General features: G+C 70.5%; 20 protein-coding genes and 5 pseudogenes. 13 read left to right on the top strand and 12 right to left on the bottom strand.

The annotated features are described in order from the left end of the window. Positions 1-49 precede the first annotated feature (49 nt). The 8 genes and pseudogenes from DY245_RS03230 to DY245_RS03265 all read left to right on the top strand — a co-directional run. On the top strand, positions 50-1,057 hold the full coding sequence (locus DY245_RS03230; RefSeq protein ID WP_128503250.1) for an NADP-dependent oxidoreductase: 1,008 nt from the start codon (positions 50-52) through the stop codon (positions 1,055-1,057). Positions 1,058-1,425: 368 nt separating this feature from the next. After that, on the top strand, positions 1,426-2,118 hold the full coding sequence (locus tag DY245_RS03235) for an urease subunit gamma (RefSeq protein ID WP_128503252.1): 693 nt from the start codon (positions 1,426-1,428) through the stop codon (positions 2,116-2,118). Further along, entirely contained in the window at positions 2,111-4,072 is a 1,962-nt protein-coding gene (gene ureC, locus DY245_RS03240; RefSeq protein WP_128503254.1) for an urease subunit alpha, read from the top strand. Before DY245_RS03235 ends, ureC begins: the two co-directional genes overlap by 8 nt. Positions 4,073-4,153: 81 nt before the next feature. Further along, the gene (locus DY245_RS03245; protein ID WP_128503256.1) at positions 4,154-4,828 is read left to right on the top strand and encodes an urease accessory protein UreF; all 675 of its coding nucleotides are present in this window, start codon (positions 4,154-4,156) and stop codon (positions 4,826-4,828) included. 39 nt (positions 4,829-4,867) lie between these two features. Further along, complete coding sequence (gene ureG / locus DY245_RS03250; RefSeq protein WP_128503258.1) at positions 4,868-5,563, top strand: urease accessory protein UreG; 696 nt, start codon at positions 4,868-4,870, stop codon at positions 5,561-5,563. Continuing rightward, a complete protein-coding gene (locus DY245_RS03255; protein WP_128503260.1) occupies positions 5,560-6,369 on the top strand; it encodes an urease accessory protein UreD in 810 nt (269 codons plus the stop codon). Before ureG ends, DY245_RS03255 begins: the two co-directional genes overlap by 4 nt. Positions 6,370-6,461: 92 nt before the next feature. Then, a pseudogene (locus tag DY245_RS03260) lies at positions 6,462-7,237 on the top strand (IclR family transcriptional regulator). Next, positions 7,234-7,812: pseudogene (locus tag DY245_RS03265) on the top strand (SMP-30/gluconolactonase/LRE family protein); the annotation flags it as partial. The pseudogenes DY245_RS03260 and DY245_RS03265, both read left to right, overlap by 4 nt. Before the next feature lie 117 nt (positions 7,813-7,929). Here DY245_RS03265 and DY245_RS03270 read toward each other — a convergent pair. From DY245_RS03270 to DY245_RS03285, 5 genes and pseudogenes are all read right to left on the bottom strand, one after another. Continuing rightward, a pseudogene (locus tag DY245_RS03270) lies at positions 7,930-8,864 on the bottom strand (mandelate racemase/muconate lactonizing enzyme family protein). A 22-nt stretch (positions 8,865-8,886) separates the two neighbouring features. Beyond that, positions 8,887-9,090 (bottom strand): annotated as a pseudogene (locus DY245_RS48100) (mandelate racemase/muconate lactonizing enzyme family protein); the annotation flags it as partial. Positions 9,091-9,215: 125 nt separating this feature from the next. Further along, complete coding sequence (locus DY245_RS03275; RefSeq protein ID WP_128503264.1) at positions 9,216-10,508, bottom strand: nucleotidyl transferase AbiEii/AbiGii toxin family protein; 1,293 nt, start codon at positions 10,506-10,508, stop codon at positions 9,216-9,218. Between the two features lie 142 nt (positions 10,509-10,650). Further along, a complete protein-coding gene (locus DY245_RS03280; protein WP_128503266.1) occupies positions 10,651-12,012 on the bottom strand; it encodes a M64 family metallopeptidase in 1,362 nt (453 codons plus the stop codon). A 277-nt stretch (positions 12,013-12,289) separates the two neighbouring features. Next, a complete protein-coding gene (locus DY245_RS03285; protein WP_128503268.1) occupies positions 12,290-13,204 on the bottom strand; it encodes an NADP-dependent oxidoreductase in 915 nt (304 codons plus the stop codon). A 227-nt stretch (positions 13,205-13,431) separates the two neighbouring features. On the opposite strand from DY245_RS03285, the gene DY245_RS03290 reads away from it, so the two are divergent. After that, the gene (locus tag DY245_RS03290) at positions 13,432-14,691 is read left to right on the top strand and encodes a helix-turn-helix transcriptional regulator (RefSeq protein WP_128503271.1); all 1,260 of its coding nucleotides are present in this window, start codon (positions 13,432-13,434) and stop codon (positions 14,689-14,691) included. A gap of 1 nt (position 14,692) precedes the next feature. Here the strand turns inward: DY245_RS03290 and DY245_RS03295 are convergent, their stop codons facing one another. Beyond that, complete coding sequence (locus DY245_RS03295; RefSeq protein WP_128503273.1) at positions 14,693-15,046, bottom strand: hypothetical protein; 354 nt, start codon at positions 15,044-15,046, stop codon at positions 14,693-14,695. Between the two features lie 121 nt (positions 15,047-15,167). Here DY245_RS03295 and DY245_RS03300 point away from each other — a divergent pair, with 121 nt between their 5' ends. Continuing rightward, positions 15,168-15,539 (top strand): hypothetical protein, encoded by a 372-nt coding sequence (locus DY245_RS03300; RefSeq protein WP_128503276.1) that lies wholly within the window; start codon positions 15,168-15,170, stop codon positions 15,537-15,539. A gap of 39 nt (positions 15,540-15,578) precedes the next feature. On the opposite strand, the gene DY245_RS03305 is transcribed toward DY245_RS03300, so the two are convergent. Then, a complete protein-coding gene (locus tag DY245_RS03305; protein WP_244942807.1) occupies positions 15,579-16,442 on the bottom strand; it encodes an endo alpha-1,4 polygalactosaminidase in 864 nt (287 codons plus the stop codon). A gap of 219 nt (positions 16,443-16,661) precedes the next feature. Here DY245_RS03305 and DY245_RS03310 point away from each other — a divergent pair, with 219 nt between their 5' ends. Then, entirely contained in the window at positions 16,662-18,299 is a 1,638-nt protein-coding gene (locus tag DY245_RS03310; RefSeq protein WP_128503278.1) for a hypothetical protein, read from the top strand. A 53-nt stretch (positions 18,300-18,352) separates the two neighbouring features. After that, entirely contained in the window at positions 18,353-19,498 is a 1,146-nt protein-coding gene (locus tag DY245_RS03315) for a hypothetical protein (protein ID WP_128503280.1), read from the top strand. 56 nt (positions 19,499-19,554) lie between these two features. Here the strand turns inward: DY245_RS03315 and DY245_RS03320 are convergent, their stop codons facing one another. Beyond that, a complete protein-coding gene (locus DY245_RS03320) occupies positions 19,555-20,463 on the bottom strand; it encodes a LysR family transcriptional regulator (protein ID WP_128503282.1) in 909 nt (302 codons plus the stop codon). A gap of 101 nt (positions 20,464-20,564) precedes the next feature. Between DY245_RS03320 and DY245_RS03325 the strand changes: the two genes are divergently transcribed. Beyond that, entirely contained in the window at positions 20,565-21,902 is a 1,338-nt protein-coding gene (locus DY245_RS03325) for an MFS transporter (protein ID WP_244942800.1), read from the top strand. On the opposite strand, the gene DY245_RS45730 is transcribed toward DY245_RS03325, so the two are convergent. The 4 genes and pseudogenes from DY245_RS45730 to DY245_RS03340 form a co-directional block, all read right to left on the bottom strand. After that, a partial coding sequence (locus tag DY245_RS45730) for a M55 family metallopeptidase (RefSeq protein WP_244942801.1) occupies positions 21,880-22,302 on the bottom strand: 423 nt, incomplete at its 5' end. The two genes, DY245_RS03325 and DY245_RS45730, sit on opposite strands and share 23 nt — an antisense overlap. A 1-nt stretch (position 22,303) precedes the next feature. Further along, positions 22,304-22,718, bottom strand: a pseudogene (locus DY245_RS45735) (M55 family metallopeptidase); the annotation flags it as partial. A 20-nt stretch (positions 22,719-22,738) separates the two neighbouring features. Beyond that, a complete protein-coding gene (locus DY245_RS03335; RefSeq protein ID WP_128503284.1) occupies positions 22,739-23,128 on the bottom strand; it encodes a 5-carboxymethyl-2-hydroxymuconate Delta-isomerase in 390 nt (129 codons plus the stop codon). Positions 23,129-23,262: 134 nt separating this feature from the next. After that, on the bottom strand, positions 23,263-24,414 hold the full coding sequence (locus DY245_RS03340) for a prephenate dehydrogenase (RefSeq protein ID WP_128503286.1): 1,152 nt from the start codon (positions 24,412-24,414) through the stop codon (positions 23,263-23,265). Between the last annotated feature and the right edge of the window lie 9 nt (positions 24,415-24,423).

The following is a 24,423-nucleotide window of genomic DNA, read 5'->3' on the forward strand; positions in this document are numbered from 1 at the left end:
TGCTTCCGTACACAGGAATGGCACGCCGCACACAAGAGGAGAGCAGTGCATGACCGGCGCCGTGCAGGAGTGGCAGTTGTTCGCGCGCCCCGTGGGACGCCCTGTGCCGGGAGACTTCCGGCTCGTGGAGCGGGAACTGCCACCACCGGCCGACGGTGAGGTGTCGGTCCGCAACACCTACCTCTCGGTGGACCCGTATATGCGCGCCCTGATGGGCACCACGGAGTCCGGGGACCTGGCATACGGGCTGGGCCGGCCGATGACGGGCGGAGCGGTCGGTGAGGTGGTCGAGTCGCGGGCGGCCGGACTGTCCCCCGGGGACCTGGTGCTCAGCGATCTCGGATGGCGAACCGGCGCCGTCGCACCGGCCGCACGCTTCACCGCGTTACGGCGGGTCGAGGGCGTACCGGACTCCGCGTTCCTCGGTGTGCTCGGCATGCCCGGTCTAAGCGCCTACGCCGGGCTGACCGAGATCGCGAAGCTGCGCGAAGGAGAGACGGTGTTCGTCTCCGGCGCCGCCGGTGCGGTGGGCAGTCTGGCCGGACAGATCGCGCGGCTGCGCGGGGCGAAGACGGTGATCGGCAGCGCCGGATCCGAGGAGAAGGTGGCGTACCTGACCGGCGAACTCGGCTTCACCGCCGCCTTCAACTACAAGACCGGCGAGGTGCGCAAGCTGCTCGCCGAGGCCGCCCCGGCCGGTATCGACGTGTACTTCGACAACGTCGGCGGGGACCACCTGGAGGCCGCCATCGATGCGCTGACCGTGGACGGCAGGGCCGCACTGTGCGGAGCGATTTCCGGATACCACGCCACCGAACCCCCGCCGGGGCCGCGCAACATGATCGAGCTGGTCAAGAAGCGGCTCACCCTGCGCGGGTTCGAGGTGGGCGATCATGCGGGGCTCCAGCCGCGCTTCGCCGACGAGATGGGCGGCTGGCTGGCCGAAGGGAAGCTCACCTTCCGGGAGACCGTCGAGGACGGCATCGGCAGCGCGGTGACGGCATTCCTCGGACTGATGGACGGCCGGAACACCGGGAAGATGGTGGTGCGCATCTGACGGGCGTCCACGACTCGGAGCGTTGGCCCAGCGGGGGCGGAGGAGAAGCCGGAGAGCCGGCGGATGAGGGCCGCTGAGGCGCCAGTTGGCCACGAGTGGACCACCTGAAACCTCAAGTTCGAGCGTACCGGCCCGACTTCACTCATTCGGGCTAGGTCGGGCCGTACGCCGTTTCCGGCTCCGCCGGCGTGATCATGATGCCCTCGCGAGGGGTTGGGGCCGGCGGCCGAGGAAGCTGTGCCGCACCGATGGCGGGGGGAAGTCCTGGTGACTCCGCCCTGGGTTGCCAGTGGTGCAGGGCCAGGTCAGGTCCCAGCGCGCGAACCCAGGACAGAAGCTCTGGGTAGGACGAGCACAGGGTAAGGGCCATGCACCTGACTCCACATGAACAAGAGCGCCTGATGATTCATCTGGCGGCGGACGTCGCCGAGAAACGTCGGGCCCGGGGGGTGCGGCTCAACTACCCTGAAACCGTGGCGCTGTTGACCGTGCATGTTCTTGAGGGCGCCCGGGACGGCCGCACCGTCGCCGACCTCATGTCGTCCGGGCGCAAGGTACTTGCCCGGGAGGAGGTCATGGAGGGCATCCCCGAGATGATCAAGAACGTACAGGTGGAGGCCACGTTCCCCGACGGCACGAAGCTGGTCACCATCCACCAACCCTTCCCGGAGGCGGGCAAGGACGAACAGCCGCTCGTCTCCCCGGGGAAGGTTGATTACTCCACGGAGCCGGAAGACGAGTTCGTGCCCTTCAACGAGGGTCGCGACGTCACGTGCCTGGCCGTCAGCAATCCGACCGACCGTCCCATCCAGGTCGGTTCCCACTACCACTTCGCCGAGGCCAACGCCGGGCTGGAGTTCTGTCGTGAGGCCGCGTGGGGCAAGCGCCTGCATGTCCCTGCCGGCAGCTCCGTACGCTTCGAGCCCAACATCACCGAAGACGTCGAGCTCGTACCCATCGAGGGCAGACGATTGGTCTACGGTCTGCGCGGCCAGGCCGGCGGCCCGCTCGACAGCGCCGAGAGCCCGTCCGACGCGGCCGGGGGTGAGCTCAATGACTGAGTGCCCCGAATGCCCCGAGCCCCCCAAGCCCTCCGACCCCCTGACCCGCGCCGAGTACGCCGACCGGTTCGGCCCGACGACCCGTGACCGTATCCGCCTCGCCGACACAGAGCTGCGGATCGAGATCGAGGACGACTGGGCGGGCGGCCCCGGGCGCAGCGGGAACGAGATGGTCTTCGGCGGCGGCAAGGTGATCCGTGAGTCGATGGGGCAGTCCATCGCGCCGCGCGACCCGGGCGGCCCCGACGAGACCGAGAGCCTTGACGAGCCCGGGGGCGCCGACGAGTCCGGTGACTCCGGCGAGTCCGGCGGCAGCGATGTCGTGGAGCCGCCCGACACCGTGATCACCGGCGTCGTCATCCTGGACCACTGGGGCATCGTCAAGGCCGATGTCGCCATCCGCGACGGCCATATCGCCGCGCTCGGCAAGGCGTACAACGACGAGACCATGGACCGCCTCCACGACGGGCCCAGGATCGCGCTGTACGACGGCCGTCCGATCCCCACGGATTTCGTCATCGGTCCCGATACCGAGGTCATCGCCGGCAACGGGAAGATCCTCACCGCCGGCGGGGTCGATACGCACGTCCACTTCATCTGCCCCGAGCAGGTCGGCGAGGCGCTGTCCGCGGGCGTCACCACGCTCATCGGCGGCGGTACGGGACCGGCGGAGGGCAGCACCGCCACCACGGTCACGCCCGGCTCCTGGCACATCGCCCGCACCTTCGAGGCGCTGGACGCCTTCCCGGTGAACATCGGGCTGCTCGGCAAGGGCGCCACCATGTCGGAGAAGTCCATGTACGACCAGGTGGACGCGGGCGTCATCGGCTTCAAGATCCACGAGGACTGGGGTGCCACTCCGGCCGTCCTCAAGAAGTGTCTGGAGGTCTGCCGTCAGACGGGCGTCCAGCTCGCACTCCATGCCGACTCGTTGAACGAGGCGGGCTTTGTCGACGACACCATTGCGGCCATCGACGGCCGCTCCATCCACGTCTTCCACGTCGAAGGCGCGGGCGGCGGCCACGCCCCCGACATGATCAAGATGGTGAGCGAGCCGAATGTACTGCCCGCCTCCACCAATCCCACCCGGCCGCTGACCATCAACACGGTCAAGGAGCACTTCGACATGGTGATGGTCTGCCATCACCTCAACCCGAAGATCAAGGAGGACCTGGCCTTCGCGGACTCCCGGATCCGGCCCTCCACGATGGCCGCCGAGGACATCCTGCACGACCTCGGCGCCATCTCGATCATGTCGTCGGACGCCCAGGCCATGGGCCGCATCGGCGAGATGATCACGCGCACCTGGCAGACCGCGCACGTCATGAAGGTGCGCCGGGGCTTCCTGGAGGGCGACAAGCTGCCCGAAGGTGAACGGCCGACGGGTGACAAGGGAGCCGATAACAAGCGCGCCCGGCGGTACGTCGCGAAGTACACCATCAACCCGGCGATCGCCCAGGGCATCGATGCAGTGGTCGGATCCGTGGAGATCGACAAGCTGGCCGACCTGGTGCTGTGGGAGCCGAAGTTCTTCGGGGTCAAGCCGCACATGGTCATCAAGGGCGGACAGATCGCGTACGCGCAGGTGGGAGACGCCAACGCGTCCATCCCCACCCCGCAGCCGGTCCTGCCCCGCGCCATGTGGGGTGCCACGGGGCTGGCGCCCCGCTCCACCTCGTACAACTTTGTCACCGAGCGCGCCATCGATGGCGGGTTGTCCGAACGGCTCGCGCTGGGCAAGCAGTTCAAGGCCATCAGTTGCACACGTGACGTCGGCAAGGCAGACATGAAGGAGAACAGCGCCACTCCGGACGTCCGGATCGACCCCGACACCTTCGAGGTGATTGCCGGGGGCGAGAAGGTGGAGGACGTGTCTACGTGGGTCGAAGACCAGCTCGTCGAGCGGAACTATCCCCGTGAACTCCCCATGGCGCAGCGGTACTTCCTCTTCTGAGATCTTGAACCGAGGGCCGCGGAGCGACCCGGGCGGCGAGCTGGGAAAGGTGAGCCCGACGATGAGGAAAGGTGACCTTGGATGAGTCGCGCCGCGCTGTTCGTCCTGGCCGACGGCCGGTTCCCCGCCGGAGGGCACGCGCACTCCGGTGGAGCCGAACCGGCCGTGGCCGCGGGCCGTATCAAGGATGCGGACTCGCTGCGGGAGTTCTGCCGGGGGCGGCTGCACACCGTGGGCCTGGTCGCGGCGGCGCTGGCCGCCGCGGCCGCCGCGGGCCACGATCCGGTGGCGCTGGACGAGGCCGCTGACGTCCGTACTCCGGTGCCGGCCCTGCGGACCACCGCCCGCAAGCTGGGGCGGCAGATGATGCGGGCTGCCCGCGCGACCTGGCCGTCGGCCGAGCTGGATGCGCTGGCCGCGGCCCGGCCGCGGGGCGCGCACCAGCCGGTGGTGCTGGGCCTGGCCGCGCGGTCGGCCGGGCTGGCGCCACTGGATGCCGCATATGCGGTGGCGTACGAAACCGTCAGCGGGCCGGCCACGGCGGCGGTCCGGCTGCTGAGCCTGGACCCGTTCGACGCCACCGCCGTCCTCGCCCGCCTCGCCCCCGGCCTCGACCGGACCGCCGCGGCGGCCACCGCGGCCGCCGCACGCATCCCCGAGGAGGGGATCGACGCACTGCCCGCCGCCTCCGCGCCGCTGCTGGACATCACCGCGCAGCAGCACGCCGCCTGGCCCGTACGCCTCTTTGCCTCCTGACCACCACGCCACGACACACGACGAAAGACCGGAGTCCGTATGCACCTCGACCACCAAGAGACGTTCCCCGAGCGGTACACCTACAGCGCCGCCGAACCGGTGCGTGCGGACGGCACCCGGCGGGCGCTGCGGATCGGCCTGGGCGGGCCGGTCGGCTCGGGCAAGACCGCCACCGTCGCGGCGCTGTGCCGGGCGCTGCGCGACGAGCTGTCCATCGCCGTCGTCACCAACGACATCTACACCCGCGAGGACGCCGAATTCCTGCTCCGCGAGGCCGTACTGCCCGCCGAGCGGATCACCGCGGTCGAGACAGGTGCCTGTCCGCACACCGCTATCCGCGACGACATCTCCGCCAACCTCGAAGCCGTCGAGGACCTGGAGGACGCCATCGGCCCGCTCGATCTCGTCCTGGTCGAATCCGGCGGCGACAACCTCACCGCCACCTTCTCCAAGGGCCTGGTCGACGCCCAGATCTTCGTCATCGATGTCGCCGGCGGCGACGACATCCCCCGCAAGGGTGGCCCCGGCGTCACCACATCCGACCTCCTCGTCATCAACAAGACCGACCTCGCTCCGTACGTCGGCTCCGACTTGGAGGGCATGGCGCGCGACGCCAAGGCACAGCGCGGCGAACTCCCCGTCGCCTTCACCTCTCTCAAGGCCGAGGGCGGTGTGAAGCCGGTCGCCGACTGGGTCCGCGAACGCCTCACCGACTGGAGCGCGGGCCCCGCATGACCCTCGCGACCCCGGAAGCCGTGCCGGCCCCTCGACGGACTGCCGTAGGCGTGCGTGCCACCGCTCGCATCCAGGCAGCCGTCAGGGGCGGCACCACCACGCTGCCCGTCCTGGACGGCGACGGGCCCTTCGAACTACGGCGGCTGCGCTCACGCGGGACCGAGGCGCGGGTGTGCGTCGTCGGCGCCATGAGTGCCCCCCTCGGCGGCGACCGGCTGCGGATCGAAGCCGCCGCCGAGCAGGGCGCGGCGCTGCACATCACCTCTGCCGCCGCGACCCTCGCCCTGCGGGGCCGGACCTCCGAGCACGCCACCTACGACGTGCGGCTGACCGTAGGAGAGCAGGCGCAGCTCCACTGGCTCCCCAAGCCGTTGATCTGCGCGGCCGGCAGCCATCTGCGCCAGACCTGGACCGTCGACCTGGCTCCCACCGCACGGCTCGTACTGCGTGAGGAACAGGTCCTTGGACGCGCCGGTGAGCCGCCGGGCCATGTGGCGAGTCGTCTCACCGTCCGACGCGGTGGGTGCACTCTGCTGGACCAGCAGGCCGCATACGGGCCGGGCGCACCCGGCTGGGACGGCCCGGCCGTTCTCGCGGGCCACCGCGCGGTCGGGCAGCTCCTGATCGTCGACCCGGCTTTCGAGGAGACGCCCCCCGAAGTCCACCTGCTGGGCGGCGCTCCGGAAGGCGGCCAGGCCGTGCTGGCTCCGCTTGCCGGCCCTGCCGCGCTGGTCACCGCCGTCGCCCCGGACGGCCTTCGCCTGCGGCACCTCCTTGACGCGGCACACCGGCTGCGGCATCGCTGACCATTGCCCGGTGCGTGCGTCACACCCAGGCTCTGTTCGCGATACCGGTAGATGGTCGGGATATCGAACGAGACGGTGAAGGGCGAGGGCACATGGGGCGGCTCGTACCGGCGGTGACGCGGGGGCTGGACATACTTGAACTCTTTCTGCAGCAGGGCGGCGCGCTCTCCGCGCCCGACATCACCCGCAAGCTCGGACTGCCGCGCGCACCAGCGTGCATGAACTGATCACCACGCTCGTCGCACGCAACTACCTCGTCCCGGTGCCCGAGCAGCCCGGGCACTACCGGCTCGGGGTGCGTAACTACCAGCTGGGCAGCCGGTACGCCGAGCAGCTCGATCTCGCCGCGGAGGGACAGCAGGTGGCCCGTACGGTCGCCGAAACGTGCGGCGAGACCGTCCATGTCGCCCTCCTCGAAGGCGCCGATGTCATCTATATCGCCAAGGTGGACAGCAGACACGCGGCGCGGATGGTCTCGGCCGCGGGGCGGCGGCTGCCCGCGCACTGCACCGCGGTCGGCAAGATGCTGCTGGCTTCGTTGCCGGAGGGCGAGGTGGCGGAACTGCTGCCGAAGGAGGGGGAGTTGGCGGCGATGACATCGCACAGTCTCACCTCCGCCGACGCGTTGCGGGCACAGCTCGCCGAGATCCGCGGGCGCGGTGTGGCGGTGGAGCGGCGGGAGTCGAACCCGGATGTGAGCTGTGTGGCCGCGCCGGTGAGGGACTCCACGGGACGGGTGGTGGCGGCGCTCAGCGTGTCGGTGCCGATGATCCGCTGGAGTGAGGAACGACGCCTGGAGTGGGAGGAGTTGGCGCTCAAGGGCGCCGCCGATCTGTCCGCGCGGCTCGGGTACCGGGAGCGGGCATGAGCGCGGGGTGGGAGGTGGCGGTGGCCGAGCCCGCGTGGCTCGGCGAGGGACCCACTTGGGACGCGCCTGCCTGCCGGCTGATCTGGGTGGACATTCCTTCCGCCCGGGGCCACACCTTCACCCCGGCCACCGGCCGCCGTACGGTCATGGCCACCGAACAGCATGTCGGCGCCGCCAAGCCGCGCGCCGGCGGGGGAGCGGTGGTCAACCTCCGCGACGGAGTGGGGTGTTACGACGCCTCCGGCGCGTTCTCCTGGTTGTGCCGGGAGCCGGTGCCGGGCCGCCGGGGCAACGACGCGGCCGTCGCGCCGGACGGTTCCCTGTGGGCGGGCACCATGCGCTACGACGAGAGAGCGGGCGGCGGTACGCTGTCCCGGGTCGCGCCGGACGGCACGGTGACACGAATCCTCCCGGACGTCACCGTCAGCAACGGCATCGGCTGGAGTCCCGACGGGCGGCTGATGTACTACGTCGACTCACCGACGCGTCGGGTCGATGTCTTCGATCTCGACGACAAGGGGTTGGTACGGGGCCGCCGTCCCTTCGCGCGGATCTCGGAGCCCGAGGCAGCGCCTCGACGGCGGGCTTTCCGGGGCCGGGCAGCCGCGTCGGCGCCGTGACGAGGCAGTGGTGGCCGGGCCGGTCGACGACGAGCGAGCGGGTGCGGGACCCCGCGGCGGCGGTTTTGGCCCTCACCGGCCGGCCCCCGCCGGGTCGCGACGCTCCCGGCCCTCGGCCCATAGGTCGAACCGGGCCTGCTGCTGGGGGAATTCGGCTGCCGCGTCGGTGTCCAGCTCGACACCGAGTCCGGGCGCGTCGGGCAGCGTGAAGTAGCCGTCCACGACCTCTCGTGCGCCCTTGACCACTCGCTTGATCTCGGCGTCCGCGAAGTCGTTGAAGTGCTCCAGCACCTTGAAGTTCGGTGTGCAGACCGCCAGTTGCAGGACGCAGCGGTGAGCACTGAGCCGCCCACGCTGTGCGGAGCCACCAGCACGTAATGCGTTTCGGCGGTCGCGGCCGGCTTGCGGGCCTCCAGGATACCGCCGATGTGCCCCAGGTCCGGCCGGATGACGTCGGCCGCCTGGGACTTGAACAGTTCCCGGAACTCGATCCGGTCATGGATGCGTTCGCCGGTCGCGATCGGCGCCGCCACCTTGCCGGCGACCTTCGCCGGCGCCCTGAGGTTCTCCGGGGGCACCGGCTCCTCCAGCCAGGCCGGATCGAAGGGCGCCAGCTCGTGGGCCAGCCGTACGGCCGTCGCCGGGCTGAACCGGCCGTGCATCTCCAGCATCAGCTCGCAGTCCGGTCCGATCGCGTCCCGTACGGCCTCGATCAGCGCGACCGCGGCGCGCGTCGCCGGGGGATCGAGTTCATGGTGCCCGGTGCCGAACGGATCGATCTTCAGCGCCCGGTAGCCGCGGTCCACGACCCTGCGGGCCGCCGCGTGATACGCCTCCGGAGTGCGTTCGGTGGTGTACCGGCCGTTGGCGTACGCCTTGACGCGGTCGGTCACCCGGCCGCCGAGAAGCTGCCACACCGGGACGCCGAGCGCCTTGCCCTTGATGTCCCAGCAGGCCATCTCCACACACGCGATGCCGGACATCACGATCTCCCCCAGCCCGCCCATAATCGCCGTACTTCATACGGTGCACCAGATCCTCGACCGCGAACGGATCCGAGCCCACGACGTGGTTCGTCTCGGCCTCCCGCAGATAGCCGAGCAGCGCGTCGGTACGGCCCAGCATCCGCGTCTCGCCGACGCCCGTCAGACCCTCATCGGTGTGGACCTGGACATAGGTCAGATTGCGCCAGGGGGTTCCGACGACATGCGTGCTGATACCGGTGATGCGCACGGGAGTTGCCCCTTCGTCGCGTTCGAAATTTCGTCACGCGTTCGAAATGGTGGCGAGACCGTAATGACCGTGCGCAAGCGGTGTCAATGGCCGTGCGTCAGGGCATCGCGTCGCGGACCGACACGTCAGTGCAGCTCATCGACGACCGCGAGCCACCACCGGGGGTTCTCCCGCCAGCCCCGCCACCCGTCGTGACCAGCAATGACGACACCCAGCGCGTCCTCCACGCCAAGGGCCTGACGTCCCACCACCTCACGCACGATCACGACGGTCGCCAGCAGGCCCTCCCAGCCGCCGCCCGCAAGATGCCCGAGGACGGCCAGAGGATCGGCTGCGGCCGCCCCGCGAGTGGACTCCACCAACGGGCGCAGCCACCGGACCCACCGGTCATAGGCACACTCACCGGGGGGCTCCGCCACAGCGAGCAGCGGCGCCAACGCCCGTCCGAGCCGCTCCCGGTAGCTGTCGGCGGTGTCCGTCACCCAGGGACAGTCGGCGGTGAAGTGTTCCCAGTCGTCCGCCACCCGCAAGGTGTCGATCCACCAGGAGCCGGCCGGCCGCAGCCCGTCGACCCCGCCGAGCACGAAGGCGTCCCGCACCAGCTCGTAGGACGGTGGGGTGTGCTCGGCCAGCAGCACCGCGTCGTAGAGGTCCTTGCCCTGCGGATGGAAATCGGTGACCAGCCACAACAGTTTCCAGGCCAGTGACAGGGCGGGGGAGGCTGCCAGCACGCGGCAGCCGGGACCGTCCCCCAGCGGCCGCAGCGTGGTGAGCTCCGGCGGGGCCGGCAACGGCTCGTGGAACACCACATCGAGCTGAACGGTGCCGCCCGCGGTCCCCGGCGCCGTCCAGGGAAGCAGCATCCGGCGGCCGGGCACCCGCTCGTACGTCCAGATGTCCTCGGTCACCATGCCGGCCGCGTCGATCCGGACCGGACCGCCGTCACTCGCCGCTGCCGCATCCCGAGCGATCCCCTCGAACAGGCCCGCCGTACGAGGCCCGTCCATCGCCCAGTCCTGCGGAACGACGACGAAATCCAGGTCGCCCGGGTCCCGGGCCGCATCCCGGAACCAGGTAGCCATCAGCACACTGCCACGCAGAACGAGATGCCGCGCCCAGGGCCCGTCGGCGATCGCGGTGAGCACCACATCCAGCGCGGTCCTCCGCGCCCGATGCCAGGCCCGGCCCGACGCCTCGTCCTCGAAGCGGGGCTCGCCCGCCCGGTAGGCGCGGGAGAACTGCTTGAGGGCGGGATCGAAGACCGCCGGCCGGCTCATCCCGTGCGGCGTCGGCAGCAAGGTGCGCGGCAGGCCCTTCCGGAGCCGGGTCTCCTCGTCGAGAGGGACATGAGGGATGCCGGAAGAAGCGGGCCACGGCGCTTCCCAGGCGCCGGCGTCGTCCTGAGCGGGCGGCGTCATCGTGCAGGCTCCTTGGTGATCAACCTCCAGGCCGAGGCGGGCGGTGTGGAGGCTACCCGGTCACCGGTGCGCTCCGTGTGCCGGTACCGGGCGGGTGCGTTGACCGGCCCGCCCGGTACCGGGGGAGTGTGCGAGTGACCCGTTACGGGGCGATCCGCCAGGTCAGCGATCCGGACAGCTGCTTGCGCAGCGCCGGGTCACGGACCGCGTCCGTACGGTCGGTGGCGCGGGCCGTGACCCGGTGGGCGCGGCCGTCGGCAGGGACACCGAGGGTGCGCGGAACGACCGAGGCCTTGCCCCGTGCGGCCTTGCGCTCACGGCCGTCGACGTACCACCTCACCTGTGCGGAGCCGGGCACGGTGACCCGGATGCGGTCCCCGCGGGACAGCTTGTGATCGGTGGCGACCGGGCTGCTCAGCACGCTCGCCCAGCGGTAGAAGCCCGCGATCATCGCCTCACGGCCGGGAAGGTTGAACTCACGGCCCAGCGACCGCATGATCGAGTTCTCCGTGGGCCGGTTGAGCCCGTACTGGTAGTAGCCGCCGCCCTCGAACGCGCCGACCGTGCCGCCGTCCGGCGACTGCTGACCGATCCAGCGGTACCACTTCTGCTGCTGGGCGGTCATCTGGTCGGCGGAGAGCGTGGTGATGTTGGCCTGGGTGGGCTCCGGGCCGGAGTAGGTGCCGGACTGTCCGTAGTCGTACTCGTCGGCGAGTTTGCCGAGCGAATGACCGGTCTCGTGCACCGCGATCTGGTCGGACTGGTCGTTGTCGGAGGAGGCGGTGGCGATCCCGTCGTAACCGACCTGCGAGGAGATGTCGTTGTAGCCCGCGCCACCGTACTTGGTGGAGTTGGAGAGCACGACGACGAGGTCGGCGGCCGGGGCCTTGGAGGCGTACGACTCGACCTTGCCGGTGTCGACGCAGAGCAGTCGCTCGGTGCCTTCGCAGAAGAACGCGGAGTCGAGGGCGGTGTCGCGGACCACGTCCTGTGTCGGGTCACCGGAGACACCGGACTCGTTGGAGACGGCGTCAACGGCCCAGACGTTGAACAGGCCGGAGTACGAGGCGTACGGCTCCACGGCGCTGATCTTGGCCCACTTGGCGCGGACGTCGGCGTGGAAGTCCTCCTGCTGGGCGGCGGTATAGCCGTCCCCGACGAAGACGACATCGAGCTTCGAGCCGACGGGCCCGTTCTGCACGATCGAGGTGACATCGCCGTCGGAGGCGATCGCGGACCTGGCGGACTTGGTGAGCGGCGGCGAGACCGGCACGGTGGTCTGCCGGGGGTGACCGTTCGCCCCGGTGAAGTACTCGACTTTCTGGGTGCGTTGGTCGTGCGTGGGCGGGGCCGGAGTGGCGCCTTGAGCCGTGGCCGCGATGGTCGTCGTGGCCGCCAGCGCCGCGACGGCCAGGCCGGCGGCGACGCCGGTACGTACGGAGATCCGTCTGGAGGGGCGTATGGAGCTGCCGGTGGAAGCACTTGTGGAGGTGCGTCTGAACATGGGGGGTCCTCCCGAAGCCCGCCGCAGAGCGGCGAGTTGAGCGAATTCAAGCGCGCTCAACGTAGAGGCTCCAGAGGATCAAGGCAATGGAAGGTGCAGAAGTGCAGCTACCTCAACATCCTCGTCCCACGCCGACGTTGCGATGGATATTGTGTGCGCGACGAGGCGGTCACCGCCGCTTCGAAGGCAGCGGGGCGGTGCGCTGCCGGAAATCGGCTGAGGGAGGGCGCGGGCGCGGGTGTCCATGTCCCCGCCCGCTTCCCCACCGCCGCGCGGCTCAGATCTCGATGACGAGCTTGCCGCGTACGTGACCCGCCTCGCTCAACTCCTGCGCCTTGGCGGCGTCGGCCAGCGAGAAGGTCTCGACGACCGGTACGGTCAGCCTCCCCTCGACGGCGAGCCGGGCGTGCGCCGCCAGGCCCGCCCGGACCTGCTCCGACGGCGTACCGCCCGAGGAGAACGGCACACCGTGATCGGCCGCGTTCGGGTCGGCGATGGTGACGATGCGGTCCGTCGTCCCGCCGCGCAGCGCGATCGAGACCGGCAGCGTGTCCTGCCCGGCCGCGTCGAAGACCGCGGCGACACCCTGCGGGGCGGCCGCCCGGACCCGGTCGGCGAGACCCGCTCCGTACGCCACCGGAACCGCACCCAGCGTGCGCAGGAAGTCGTGGTTGGCCGGGGACGCCGTGCCGATCACCGTCGCGCCCAAGGCCACCGCCAGCTGGACGGCGACCTGGCCGACCGCGCCCGCCGCACCGTGCAGCAGCAGGGTCTCGCCCTCCTTCAGGCCCAGCAGATCCAGGACGCGCTGCGCGGTCTCACCGGCGATGGGAAGGGTCGCCGCGGCCTGGAAGGAGAGCGCGGCGGGCTTGGGCGCGATGTCACCCGCGATGGCGTACTCCGCGTAGGCGCCTGTCTTGGTCCAGCCGAAGACCTCGTCGCCGACGGCCGTATCGGTGACACCCTCGCCGACCGCGTCCACGACCCCGGCGAACTCCAGCCCGGGCACCGCGGGAAACGTCGTCGGGTAGAACTGCTCCACCCATCCGTAACGCCGCTTGTAGTCGAGCGGATTGACGCCGACCGTCACCACCTTCACCCGCACTTCGCCCGGGCCGGGCACCGGCTTGTCGGTGTGCCCGAGGGCGAGCACGTCCGTGCCACCGAATTCGTTGTAAATGATCGCCTGCATATCGGTCTCCCCGCTGAATGCGCAAAATGCGTCAGAAGTCTTGGAAGTCGTGGAAGCCAAGGAAGTCTTGGACGTCTCGGAAGTGATGGCTTCAGCTTTGTCCTTGAGGAGTCGGGTGGCCGCCAGCCATCCGGACAGTCCCACCTGGCCGAAAGGCCAGCGCCGGCCCCGGGGGCCCTGGTTAGGGCCCGGCCATGCCCCATCGGACAGGCCCTAGGCTGAGGCACATGGAGTTGACCGGATCCGTGCCCGCCCTGACCGCCGCATACGAGGTGATCCGCCAGCCGCTGGGCGAGATCCTGCCCCGCCTTTCCACAGTCCTGGCCGGACTGGTCCGGCACCGGGCAGTGGCCGAACTCTCCACCCACTGCGCCCACTCGCCGTTCAAGACCTACGGCGATCCGGAGATCATCGGCCGGCTCTCCACCGCCGACCTGACGCCCCTGCTCGCCTCGGGCACCCCCGGCCGCCCGTGGCAGGGCACCCTCACCCTTGCCGGCGCCGAGCGGCCCGTATTCGTCGCGACGAGCCATGCGACACCCCGGGGCGCCGTCCTGCTGCTGGTACGGGACGGCGACGCCGCGCCCGTCGACGAGAGCGCCGCCGCCCTCGTACAAGCGCTGTGGGACGTGGTCACCAGCCATTTCGACCGGCTGGCGGAGGAGGCCATGCCCGGTGCGCTGGCCCGCTCGCGGACCGCCGCCGGGACCCGGGCCCGGGTGATCGCGGAGCTGGGCGAGGCGTACTCGGCCGCGCTCACCGGGCTGCTGGGCGTCCTGCGCAGCCGCACCCTCGACGATGCGGCGGCCCGTGCCACCGCCACGGATCTGGCGGTCTCGGCGCTGGTGGAGCTCCGTGCGGAGGCGGAACGGGACCAGGAGATCGCCGAGGAGCCGGCCGGCCAGGCCTTCGCACGGCTCGCCGATTCGCTCCGGCCGCTCGTGCGCTACAGCCCCGTACGGCTGGAGCTGGGCGCGCCCGACTCCACCCGGACGGTGGCCGCCGACGTGGCGCACACCGCGCGAGTGATCGTCCGGGCGGTGCTCATGAAGGCCCTGGAGCAGGAGACGGTGAGCCGTGTCCACGTCGGCTGGCAGCTCACCGACGACGAACTGCGGGTGACCGTACGGGACGATGGGCCCGGCACACTCAGCCACTGCGATCTGGCCCCCGGCCGGGTCAAGGAGCGACTCGACGTACTGGACGGGCGGTTGGATGTCGACGCGGTGCCCGGGTGGGGCACCACGGTGGCGGCGGCGATCCCGCTGCGAGTGTCCCAGGATCCGGCACCCGACCCGCTCATCGCCCTGGGCGAGCGGGAGTTGCAGGTGCTGGCCCGGCTCGCGCTCGGCCACCGCAACCGGGCGATCGCGCAGGAACTCCACATCAGCGAGTCGACGGTGAAGTTCCATGTCGCGAAGATCCTGACCAAGCTCGGCGTCGAATCACGCGGCGAGGCGGCGGCCCTCTTCCACGCAGTGGCGTAGATCAGGCGTCGTCACGCCCCACGAGCGCATCGAAGAGCGGCCAGCCGTCCAGCTCCTTCTCCGTGGAGGTGACCGGCAGTTGGCCGCTCGACGCCACCTCGTCGAAGAGCCGGCGGACGGTGCCGGGCTCGTGGAGATTGAGTACCGCACGACGGTCGCCGACCCCGCCCGAGTGCAAGAGGCCGTCGGGGACGAGGCGCCCTGGGCGGGTCCGGAAGACGATCCGCAGGGTGGCCCGTGTGGCGTCGTGGTGGAGGGACAGAATTTCGCGGCACTCGGGGTGCCGGTGGCGGACCGACCACAGCCAGGTCTCCTCGCCGACGACCAGACGGCGGAGTTGATGCGTTTTCCTCACGCGCCCGAGAGTAGGGGAGCCCGCTGCTCCCGGCCCGCGGTTTGAACGGCGGCGGCCGGCTTCCCGTATCTCTCCATATCCGTGCCCCGTGGGGCATCGGTCCACGACGTGAGGAGCGCTCATGACTGACCCCGGTATCCCGCAGCTCCAGGCCCTGCCGGACGGAGACGCCGAGCTCTCGCTGGTGGTGCGTCTGCAGTGGGAGGATGTCGCCGCGCTCGGTCAGGAGGCCGCCCGGCTCGCCGCCCGGTTGAAGCGCCCGGTGACGCTGGACGAGGCCGCCGGTCAGCGGTTGCGCATCCGGCAGCCCGCGCCCCGGGCCACAGTGGCGCAGGAGCGTGCACAGCCCGCCGTGGCGTCCACGGCCGTGGCGCAGGAGCGCGCGCAGCCCGCTGTGGCGGCCTCCGCGACCGTGTCGCCGCTGCCCGCCCGCTCCCCGCAGGAACAGGCCCGGCAGGCGATAGAGAAGATCAACGGGACTGGCGGTTCATGAGGCGCCGAGAACACCCGCGGCGCCGCCGGAGCGGAGTGGTCAGCAGCGCTGGTCGACATGGCCGGCGCTGCCCGCGGGGCGGACATCGCGATCGCGCAGGGTGAGGGAGAGGCGCTTGCCCCAGGCGCGGCAGGCGGCGGCGAAGTCCTTCTTCTCGTACTCGATGGCAAAGACCCTGTTGGCGTAGGCGTCCGCGAAATCGCCGCATTCCTGGTAGTGGGCGCATTCTTCGACGACGGCGAAGTCGAAGCCGATGCTGTGGCGCCGGGGCAGCAGATCGGTGGTGTTCTTCTGGGCGACGGCCAGCTGTCGCTGGTGGGCGCGGCGGGTCAGGAGTTCGGCGAAGGCCGCCGCATGCTGTGCGGTGAGCCTGCCGTGGGACCGTTCGTAGGAGTCGAGATTGTCGGGTTCCACGGCGTCATAACCCGCCTTGGCGCAGCCGTCGAACCAGGGGCCGATGATGTCCATGAGAGCTGCTCTTTTGGCGGCGGTGGAGATATCGAGCAGGGGCTCGTCCCAGTCCTGGTCGATGACGGGATGTCCGCGCTCGTCCCGCAAAAGGAGCTCGGGGTGGTGGTCTTTCCAGGTGCCGGTGTCGTCGGGCTGTGCCTGGAAGGCGTTGACGTAGCAGATGTTGTAGAGACCGGGGGCGGGCTTGGCCGTGCGGTCGCGGGAGACCGCCCGGACCGTGTCCGGTGGCGGATACGGGCCGCCGAGCTGATAGTCGAACGCTGCGTTGGCGGCCGGCGGCCGTACGGCGGTCGGGGCAGTGGCCACATGCGACGGCGCCGGCATCCCGGGGCTGGCGTCCTGCGGGGAGCGAGCGGCGGAGCACGCCGAGCTGAGCGCCGCGATCAGGACGAAGGTGCTGACGGCGAGGGGGCGTAGAGGATGCACGGGCAGAGCTTATAGTTCGCATTTCATCCGGTGCGGAGCCGGCCATCGGCCCGGCCTGCCTGCCGCGGCGACGCTCATTGGGCCGTTTACGCGCAATTTCTCATACCGCACGCCGTCAATGTCGAAAATGCACGCCGGGATTTGATGGTCTTTCCTGGGAGTGCGGTCCTCGTGGGGAACGCTCCCGCAGTTTCCCGAAACCGAGCAGGCGGCGAGAGGACGGGAATGCCCGAGGAGTTTTCGGAACGGCGCCGGGCCACGGCCTGGCTGCAACGCCCTGCCGGACTGTTCGCGCAGGAGCACGTAGAGGACGACCTCGGGGCCGGCCATCCCGCTCTCCGGGCCGGCCGGCTCTACCGCAGGGTGAGCGGGGTGGACCGGCACGCCAGAGAGGTGGGCCCGGAGGAACTCGCCGCCCTGGGCGACCCCATGGCCACCCTCTTCTTCCGACGGAACGTCTTCCCGATGGCCGTACAGGACCTGCTGGACGGGCTGCCCGATGCGCCCGATCAGCCCAAGGTGTACCTGGTGAGCGAGGCGGGGACGATCCCGTCGGTCGGTGCACCGCACCTCCGACGCGACATCCGCTTCGCCATCACCTACGCCGTGCGGGGCACCGAAGCAGACCTGATGATCAGCACCGGCGCCAACAGCGACCCCCGGACGACCTTTCTGCAGGTCGCCGCCTGGGACGACACCCACCAGGTCTTCAACTACTACATGCGGATCGCCCCGGCCTGGGTGTGGACCGGCAACTCCTGGGACGCGCTGACGCCCGGCTCCCGCGGCAGAGGCTGCTTCGACAGCCACATCAACGGCAGCGTCGTGATGAAGGAGCTGAAGCAGCCGTGGCCCAACTGGCAGTCCCAGTCGGCCGCCATCCAGCTGGCCGAGGACGACCCGCTGCGCGACAACCCCCTGTACCAGCGTGTGATCGGCGCGGAGAACCTGGAGACGACGATCCGCTCGCAGATCAACCGGTGGACCCGGGCCCGGCTGCGCGCGGTCACCGCCGACGGCACCGTGCAGCACCCGGACCATCTCCTGCGCCAGCTGTTCACCACAACGGCGGTCAACCTCACCAGCACCGCCACACAGAGCGCGAGCATCCGCCCCGGCGACGACCCGCTGCCGCTGCCGATGGGGTTCTGGCTGAACAACGACGCGCTGCTCGACGACCTCGAACTGGAGGTGGAGGCCGCCGTCCCGGCCACGACCACCGCCCGCTACACGCACAGTCTTGAGGCATTCGGGTTCCGGCTGGAGGAGAAGGCCAGCGGCTTCAGCCGGCCCGGGGACACCTTCTTCGCCTTTGTGGTGCCCGAGGCGGCCCTGGAGGACAACACCGTCGTCCGAGTGCTGTGCGAACAGGGCCTGATCTCACGGAAGTTCGCGGCGTGCGTGCTGATGGTCGACTTCCCCAACCCCGTCTTCAGCCCCGACCGCGCCCGGCTGATGCGGTACGTGCCCACTACGGCCACCGCCGCCGACGCCCTCGGCGACCAGCTCGCGCACCGCATCCTGGACGCCGCCGCCGAGCTGCCCGCCGACAGCCCCGAGGGCCGCTTCGCCGCGCACTGGAACCGCCCCGATGCCACCTGGCGCACCGACTTCTCCCGGCGGCTCACCGACTACCTGGAGAAGGTCCAGCAGCGGATCACCACCGAAGAAGGCTTCGACGACTACGTCCGACTGGCCGAGTCACGCCGCAGACGGTTCAAGGCCATGAAGCTCAACGAATTCGAGCTGACCCTGCCGACCACCGACATCCCCGCCACCGCCGCACAGCTGCGGATGCGTGAAGACGCCACCGTGGAAGAAGCCGAGGCGGGAGGAAGCAGCGTGGAAGCCTCCACCGGGTAATAGGCCACCGAAGAACGGGGCCACCACGACCGCACAGACCGAGGAGCACCACCATGACCACCATCAGCAGCTATTCGCCGCCCGGAAGACTGACCGACCTCAGCGACTTCGGCCGCAAGGCATGGGACGTCTTCGTCTCCGACAACGTCGACTTCGCCATCAAGGGCCCCGACCCCGGCCAGGTGCTCCACGACGGTCCGCGATCGCAGTTCTACAACCTCACCAAGACCGACACCGCCGCCGACGCCCGGACGGCGACCGTCAGCTGGACCGCGTTCCCCCGCATCCTCAAGGTCCACTCGACCTCCGACACCCAGCGCTGGAAGAAGGCCGAGGCCAGCCGCAAGGCCCAGGACGAATACTGCGAGTGGAGCGTCACCCGCAAGGACGGCAAGATCACCAGAGCCACCTTCACCTGCGAGAGCCCCGAGTACTGGGACGTCCTGGCGAAGACCAGCCCGGAGACCGTCCTCCGCCTTTACCGCCGGTTCATCAGCCCCGACGTGCAGGAAAGCGATCTGTTCGTCAACGGCGTCTACGACCGCTCCAACAAGTGGAACAACACCACCACACAGGGCGCCATGCACCTCATCCAGAAGAACAACACGCTCGCCGCCGAGATCGAACTGGCCGCCGCGGCCACCATCCGCCGGGTGATCGACGGCACCGAGCTCACCGCCGAACAGGAGCTCGTCAAGTGCAGCGACTACGGCCAGGCCGAGCGCAACAGTGACCCCCACATCGGCGGGTCGGTCAACGCCCTCGCCCGTCAGAAGGCCTCGATCAGCCTCACCGACCCCGTCGGCCTCTACTTCGACGGCCTCTCCACCGAGGGCTGGGTCGCCCCCGACGGCTCCGACCCCCAGAGCTACTGGACCTACGAACGCGGCGACACGGAGCACCGCGTACGCGCCGTCTACGAGGTCCCCGCGAGCAAGAACTTCACCGTCGGAGACATCACCATCAACGGCAGGCCCATCGAGTACGGCGCCCAGATCGCCGACTTCGTCACCATCAAACTCACCGCCGTCGCCTGCCGCTTCGGCCGGTCCACCACCGAGCCGCAGACCGCCTGCAAACAGGTCGCCACCACCGAACTCGCCCGCCCGGAACACGCCTTCGTGGCCAGCGCATTCTCGGCCTACGGCTACCTGGGCACCGCACCGGAGCGAGCCCTGCGGCCGACTCGTAACGCCTGACGCCGCGATATGCCCGACCACGGTGCTGCGACCGAGGCCGGCCGGACCCGCAGGTGTCACCTTTCGATGCGTGGCCTCAGTTCCGGGGCCAGGGCGACCGTCAGAGCGCGGAAGATCTTCACTTCGGGGTTGCCGTCGTCGGCCCGTACGGCGAGGTAGCTGCTCTCCCACGGCGCGTCCAGGACCGGCACGAACACCGCGCCAGGCCAGGCGTAGTACCGGGCGAACGACTTCAGCCCCGAACCGGCCGCGCGTCCGGCGACCACACCGGTCAGCACCTCCTGCGGCGTCAGCGCGAAGTCCGGGCCGCGGCGCTGCGCCTCGTGGTTGAAGTAGAGATAGTCGGTGAAGACGGGCGGTGTGTGGCCCGGCAGCCGGACGAACGGCAGGTCGATGATGTCCGCCACGCGCACACCGTTCTCCCGGGCGTCCGCGATCGCGGACGTCTCTGGCACCGCGACGATGCGCTGCTCCGTGGTCAGTACGTCGGTGGCGATGCGCTCGTCGTCCGGCGCGGGCCGTACGAAAGCGACATCCACACGGTCCTCGACCAGCGCCGTGACATGTTCGGTGAAGTTCAGCTGCCGCAGCTCGACGGGGACGTCGGGGCGGGCCCGCCGGAAGGCATTGACCGCGGCGGGCGTCAGCTCCGCCGAGCCATGGCCCATGATGCCGATCCGCAGCGGGCGGGGGGCGTCGGCCGAGGGGCCCTGTATGACGTCGGCCATGTCGTCCATCGCGGCGTTCGCGGCGGCCAGCAGGGTGCGCGCGTGCCCGGCCAGCCGGGCTCCCGCGCGGGTGGGGGAGACCGGGTTGCGGTGCAGCAGCCGGGTGCCGAGCTCGCTCTCCAGCTGCCGTATGTGCTGGGTGACCGCGGGCGGGGAGAGGAACAGCCGGGCGGCAGCCCGTTTGAAATGCCCTTCCTCGACCACCGCCAGGAAGGACGACAGCAAGCGAAGGTCCATGCACACCAGCCTAAAGCGCCAGGTGAGCGGGGACCCAAGCGCATTCATGAATCGTGAACGCGGGCGGCGGCGACGGGCCGGCGGTGGTGAGACTGACCGCCATGAGCACCACAGTCAAGCGCCCGGCGGGATCCGGGCAGCCGGACGACGCCCGTGTCCGCGGCACCACCCCTCTTCCTACGACCACCCCACCCCGCCGTCGCCACGGGCTACGAGTGGGCTGGATGATGACGGCCTCCGGCTGGAGCGCCAACCAGTTCTCCGCCCTCCTGGGCTCCTACCGGTCCGAGATGGGCCTGTCGGAATCCGCGGTGACCGGACTGTTCGCGGTGTATGTCGTCGGTCTGGTCCCCGGGCTGCTGATAGGCGGCCCGCTGGCCGACCGGCACGGCCGTCGGCCGGTGGCGCTCATCGCGCTGGGCGTCAACCTGCTGTCGACCTGTCTGCTGATGGTGGGCGCGGCCACCACAGGATGGCTGCTTCCGGGACGCTTTCTGACCGGTCTGGGCGCGGGCGCGCTGCTGGCCGCCGGCAGCGCCTGGGTCAAGGAGCTGTCCTCCCCGCCGTTCGACCTGACCACGTCGCCGGGCGCCGCGGCCAAGCGGTCGGGGATGTTCGTCTCCGCGGGCTTCGCCTCGGGCGGGTTGAGCGCCGCACTGATCGCCCAGTGGGCGCCATACCCCCTGCTGACCGCGTATCTGCCGCATCTGGTGCTGGCCGTCGCCGCGGGAGCGGTCGCGTTGGGTGCGCCGGAGTCCCGGCCGTCGCGCTCCCGCCCGGCCGCGGCCGCTCCCGCCTCGGCGGAGGGGAGCGGCGCCCCTCCCGTCGCACCGGCAGCGACGCCCTTCCGGCGGGCCCGCTTCTGGCGGGCGATACTGCCGGTCGCCCCCTGGGTCTTCGCGGCCCCGACGGTCGGCTTTGTCACCCTGCCCGGCCTGGTCGACGGCGGCTTGACGGGATGGCAGACCGTCTACGCCGGAGTCGCCACGGCCGTCGTCCCCGGTGCCGGGCTGGCCGTCCAGCCGGCGGCCCGGTACCTCGCCACCCGCCACCGACTGGCCACCGGGGTCGCCGGACTCCTGGTGATCGCGGTCGGATTCGCACTTGCCGCGCCCGCCGCGGCCACCGAGCAGCCGGTGCTCGCGCTCGCCGCCGCCGCGGTGCTCGGCGCCGGCTACGGGCTGACCCTGAGCTTCGGCCTGACCGAGGTGGCCGCCCTCGCCCCGCGGGCGCGCCTGGCCCGGCTGACCTCGCTGTTCTGGACGCTGGCCTATACCGGCATGTTCACTCCGTACGCCATCACCGCGCTGTCCACGACGTTCGGCGTGCCCGCGCTGCTCCGGGCGGGCGCACTGCTGGCGGTGCTGGGCTGCGCCGCCTTCGTGCTGCTGAACCGCGGCGAACGCCGGCCCGCTCTCACTCCGCGATGCCCCGGGTGAGCAGCACCACGGTGACGAAGGTCCGGTACAGCCGGATCGCGTCCTCGTCGCTGACCCGCACCGTCAACTCATCGGCCCGTTCCACCCTGTTGATCCATGTCGCCATCTCGGCGAGGTCCGCATTGCGGAAGCGGATGGTGAGCGTGGCAGGCAGATCGATCGCGGGCGGCGCGGCAGCCGGCAGCCGCAGGACCGCTTCGCGGGCCGCCTCCCTGATCACCTCGCGCGCCTCCTCCGGATGCAGACTGTCCGCCGCGAAGCGCGAGACCGAGGTCTTGACCACCGCGGCACGGATGCCCGGACAGAACGGCTCGATCTCCTCGGCGGTCGTCCGGTCACCCGTGATCAGGACCACCGGCACCCCGTGCCCGAGCGCGACCAGGGCGTTGATCCCGCTCTCNCGTGCCCGAGCGCGACCAGGGCGTTGATCCCGCTCTCGCCCGCAGGCGTCCCGTTCAGCCACACCCCGGCGATGGCCCGTGGGTTGTAGGTGTGCGAGAGAGCCGACGGGGCACCGCCCATCGACCCGTGGTACGAGACGAAGAAGACCCCGTCGAACGAGGCGTCGAGGCCCTGCATCATGTAGAGCGGTTTGTGACGGCCGGACAGGTACCGGGCGCGGCCCGCGAGCCGGTCCGGCCGGAGGTTGGCCATCGCCGAATGCGAGTCGTTGACCAGGAATTCGCTCGCGCCGGCGGCCATCGCGCCCTCGATCGCGGCATTGACCTCTTCCTGGAGCAGATCGCGGAAGTACCCGTACTGGGCGCCCGACGGTCTGCACTGGTCCCAGTCGACGACCCCGGCGGTGCCCTCCATGTCCGACGAGACAAAGATCTTCACAGTGCTCCCGATGCCCCGGGGGTGGCGGGGGCGACATGTTTGCGGTAGGCCGCACCGAGGTCGCGCACGTCCACGGATGCATGGACCGTCGTGCCGGGCACGGACGCCGTATGGCTGCGCACCAGCCCCAGGACGGCCTGGCTCAGCGCGGACTTGGCCTCCGCCGTACGGCCGGGAAGGATCGCGAACTCCACGTGAATGAGGGCTTGTTCGGGCTCACCGTGTGCGATGACGGCCTCGTCGACGCACCGGAAGCGTGTCTTGCAGCTTTCGACGGTGATGCCGTCGACCGTCTTGGCGGCCAGTGAGTGAAGTTCGAGCGCGAAGCGACGACGATCGAAGGACCCTTGCAGCGCTTCGTCGTACTCAACGAGGATGTGCGGCATTCTCTCTCCCGGTTCGGACGGTGTCTTGCTCAGGGACTGCTTTACGGACTGCTTTCAACGACTGCTTTTACGGACTGCCTCACGCACTGTCTTACGGACCATGGCCCGGCGGAAGTACGCGTAGGAGCGGGACGCTAACGGACCGCCCAGCCGCGGTCGCGCAACGCGTCGGTGAGGGGGCGCGCAACGTCGGGGGCGACCAGCAGCTCGACCGAACCGTGTGGCGGCGGCACCCTGTGCGACGCACGCCGCGCCTCCGGCGCATCCCGCACATCCGACGCGTCCGCCCCGTTCGGCACAGGCGGAAGGACCATGCCCTCCAGGTCCACCCGCGCGTCGCCCACGTCGTCGAGCAGCCGCTCCAGCTGCCGGCTGCGGTCGTCACCGAGGGCGACCGAGAGTGCGGCGGGGGGATGTGCCCCCGGGCTGCCGTACGGGGTGGCGATGCGCCCCCGGCCCTCGTTGCCGCGACGCAGTATCTCGGTGAGGTCGGCCAGGGCAGCGCCGTGCTGTTCCGGTGAGTCCTGCGTCAGCCGGCCCAGCGCCTCGGCGGTTCGCTGCAGATCCGCGGTGAGTTCGGTGAGCAGCGGGCCGACGGCCGCGGCATTGGCGGCGAGGATGTCCGCCCACAGCGCGGCATCGCCGGCCGCGACCCGGGTGACGTCCCGCATGCCGCGGCCGGCCAGCCGTACCGCGTAGTCCTCGCCCTCCAGCAGCCGGGCGGCGGTCAGACTCGCCATCACGTGCGGCAGATGGGAGATCAGCGCCACGGCCCGGTCGTGGTCCGGCGGGTCCAGCAGCACCGGTACGGCGTTGCACAGCGACACCAGCTCCAACGCACGGTTGAGTGCGCTCTCGCTGGTTTCGGGTGTGGGCGTGAGCACCCAGTGACGGTCCTGAAAGAGATCGGCGCGGGCCGACAGCGGTCCGGAGCGTTCCCGCCCGGCCAGCGGATGCCCTCCCACCAGGACGGTGGTGTCGCATCCGAGGGCCAGGCATTCGGCGTGCGGAAGCGCCTTGACGCTCGCCACGTCCGTGTACACCTTGGCCAGTTCGGCCTTCTGATGGTCCGCGATGGTTCTGGCGATGTCCGAAGGAGGGACCGCGATCACCGCGATGTCCACCGGGGCCGACGGTGGTTCGGGCGTCCCCGCGCCCCGCGCGGCGGCGATGCGCAGGCTCTCGCGGTCGCGGTCGATCAAGTGGGTGGTCACTCCCCGGGCGGTCAGTGCCAGGGCGATCGATGTACCGATGAGACCGGTGCCGACGACTGCAGCGGAATGCAAGGTGTCGCT

Origin of the sequence: Streptomyces inhibens, from assembly GCF_003389455.1 — a bacterium.
Classification (GTDB): Bacteria; Actinomycetota; Actinomycetes; order Streptomycetales; family Streptomycetaceae; genus Streptomyces; species Streptomyces inhibens.

Bases quoted from the DNA above. Each gene is read 5' to 3' on its own strand.
- DY245_RS03300 (WP_128503276.1), top strand. From the start codon at position 15,168: ATGACTGACCCCGGTATCCCGCAGCTCCAGGCCCTGCCGGACGGAGAC.
- DY245_RS03325 (WP_244942800.1), top strand. From the start codon at position 20,565: ATGAGCACCACAGTCAAGCGCCCGGCGGGATCCGGGCAGCCGGACGAC.
- DY245_RS03335 (WP_128503284.1), bottom strand. From the start codon at position 23,128: ATGCCGCACATCCTCGTTGAGTACGACGAAGCGCTGCAAGGGTCCTTC.
- ureG (WP_128503258.1), top strand. From the start codon at position 4,868: ATGCACCTCGACCACCAAGAGACGTTCCCCGAGCGGTACACCTACAGC.
- DY245_RS03320 (WP_128503282.1), bottom strand. From the start codon at position 20,463: ATGGACCTTCGCTTGCTGTCGTCCTTCCTGGCGGTGGTCGAGGAAGGG.
- DY245_RS03290 (WP_128503271.1), top strand. From the start codon at position 13,432: ATGGAGTTGACCGGATCCGTGCCCGCCCTGACCGCCGCATACGAGGTG.
- DY245_RS03230 (WP_128503250.1), top strand. From the start codon at position 50: ATGACCGGCGCCGTGCAGGAGTGGCAGTTGTTCGCGCGCCCCGTGGGA.
- DY245_RS03255 (WP_128503260.1), top strand. From the start codon at position 5,560: ATGACCCTCGCGACCCCGGAAGCCGTGCCGGCCCCTCGACGGACTGCC.
- DY245_RS03235 (WP_128503252.1), top strand. From the start codon at position 1,426: ATGCACCTGACTCCACATGAACAAGAGCGCCTGATGATTCATCTGGCG.
- ureC (WP_128503254.1), top strand. From the start codon at position 2,111: ATGACTGAGTGCCCCGAATGCCCCGAGCCCCCCAAGCCCTCCGACCCC.
- DY245_RS03275 (WP_128503264.1), bottom strand. From the start codon at position 10,508: ATGACGCCGCCCGCTCAGGACGACGCCGGCGCCTGGGAAGCGCCGTGG.
- DY245_RS03315 (WP_128503280.1), top strand. From the start codon at position 18,353: ATGACCACCATCAGCAGCTATTCGCCGCCCGGAAGACTGACCGACCTC.
- DY245_RS03285 (WP_128503268.1), bottom strand. From the start codon at position 13,204: ATGCAGGCGATCATTTACAACGAATTCGGTGGCACGGACGTGCTCGCC.
- DY245_RS03245 (WP_128503256.1), top strand. From the start codon at position 4,154: ATGAGTCGCGCCGCGCTGTTCGTCCTGGCCGACGGCCGGTTCCCCGCC.
- DY245_RS03280 (WP_128503266.1), bottom strand. From the start codon at position 12,012: ATGTTCAGACGCACCTCCACAAGTGCTTCCACCGGCAGCTCCATACGC.
- DY245_RS03310 (WP_128503278.1), top strand. From the start codon at position 16,662: ATGCCCGAGGAGTTTTCGGAACGGCGCCGGGCCACGGCCTGGCTGCAA.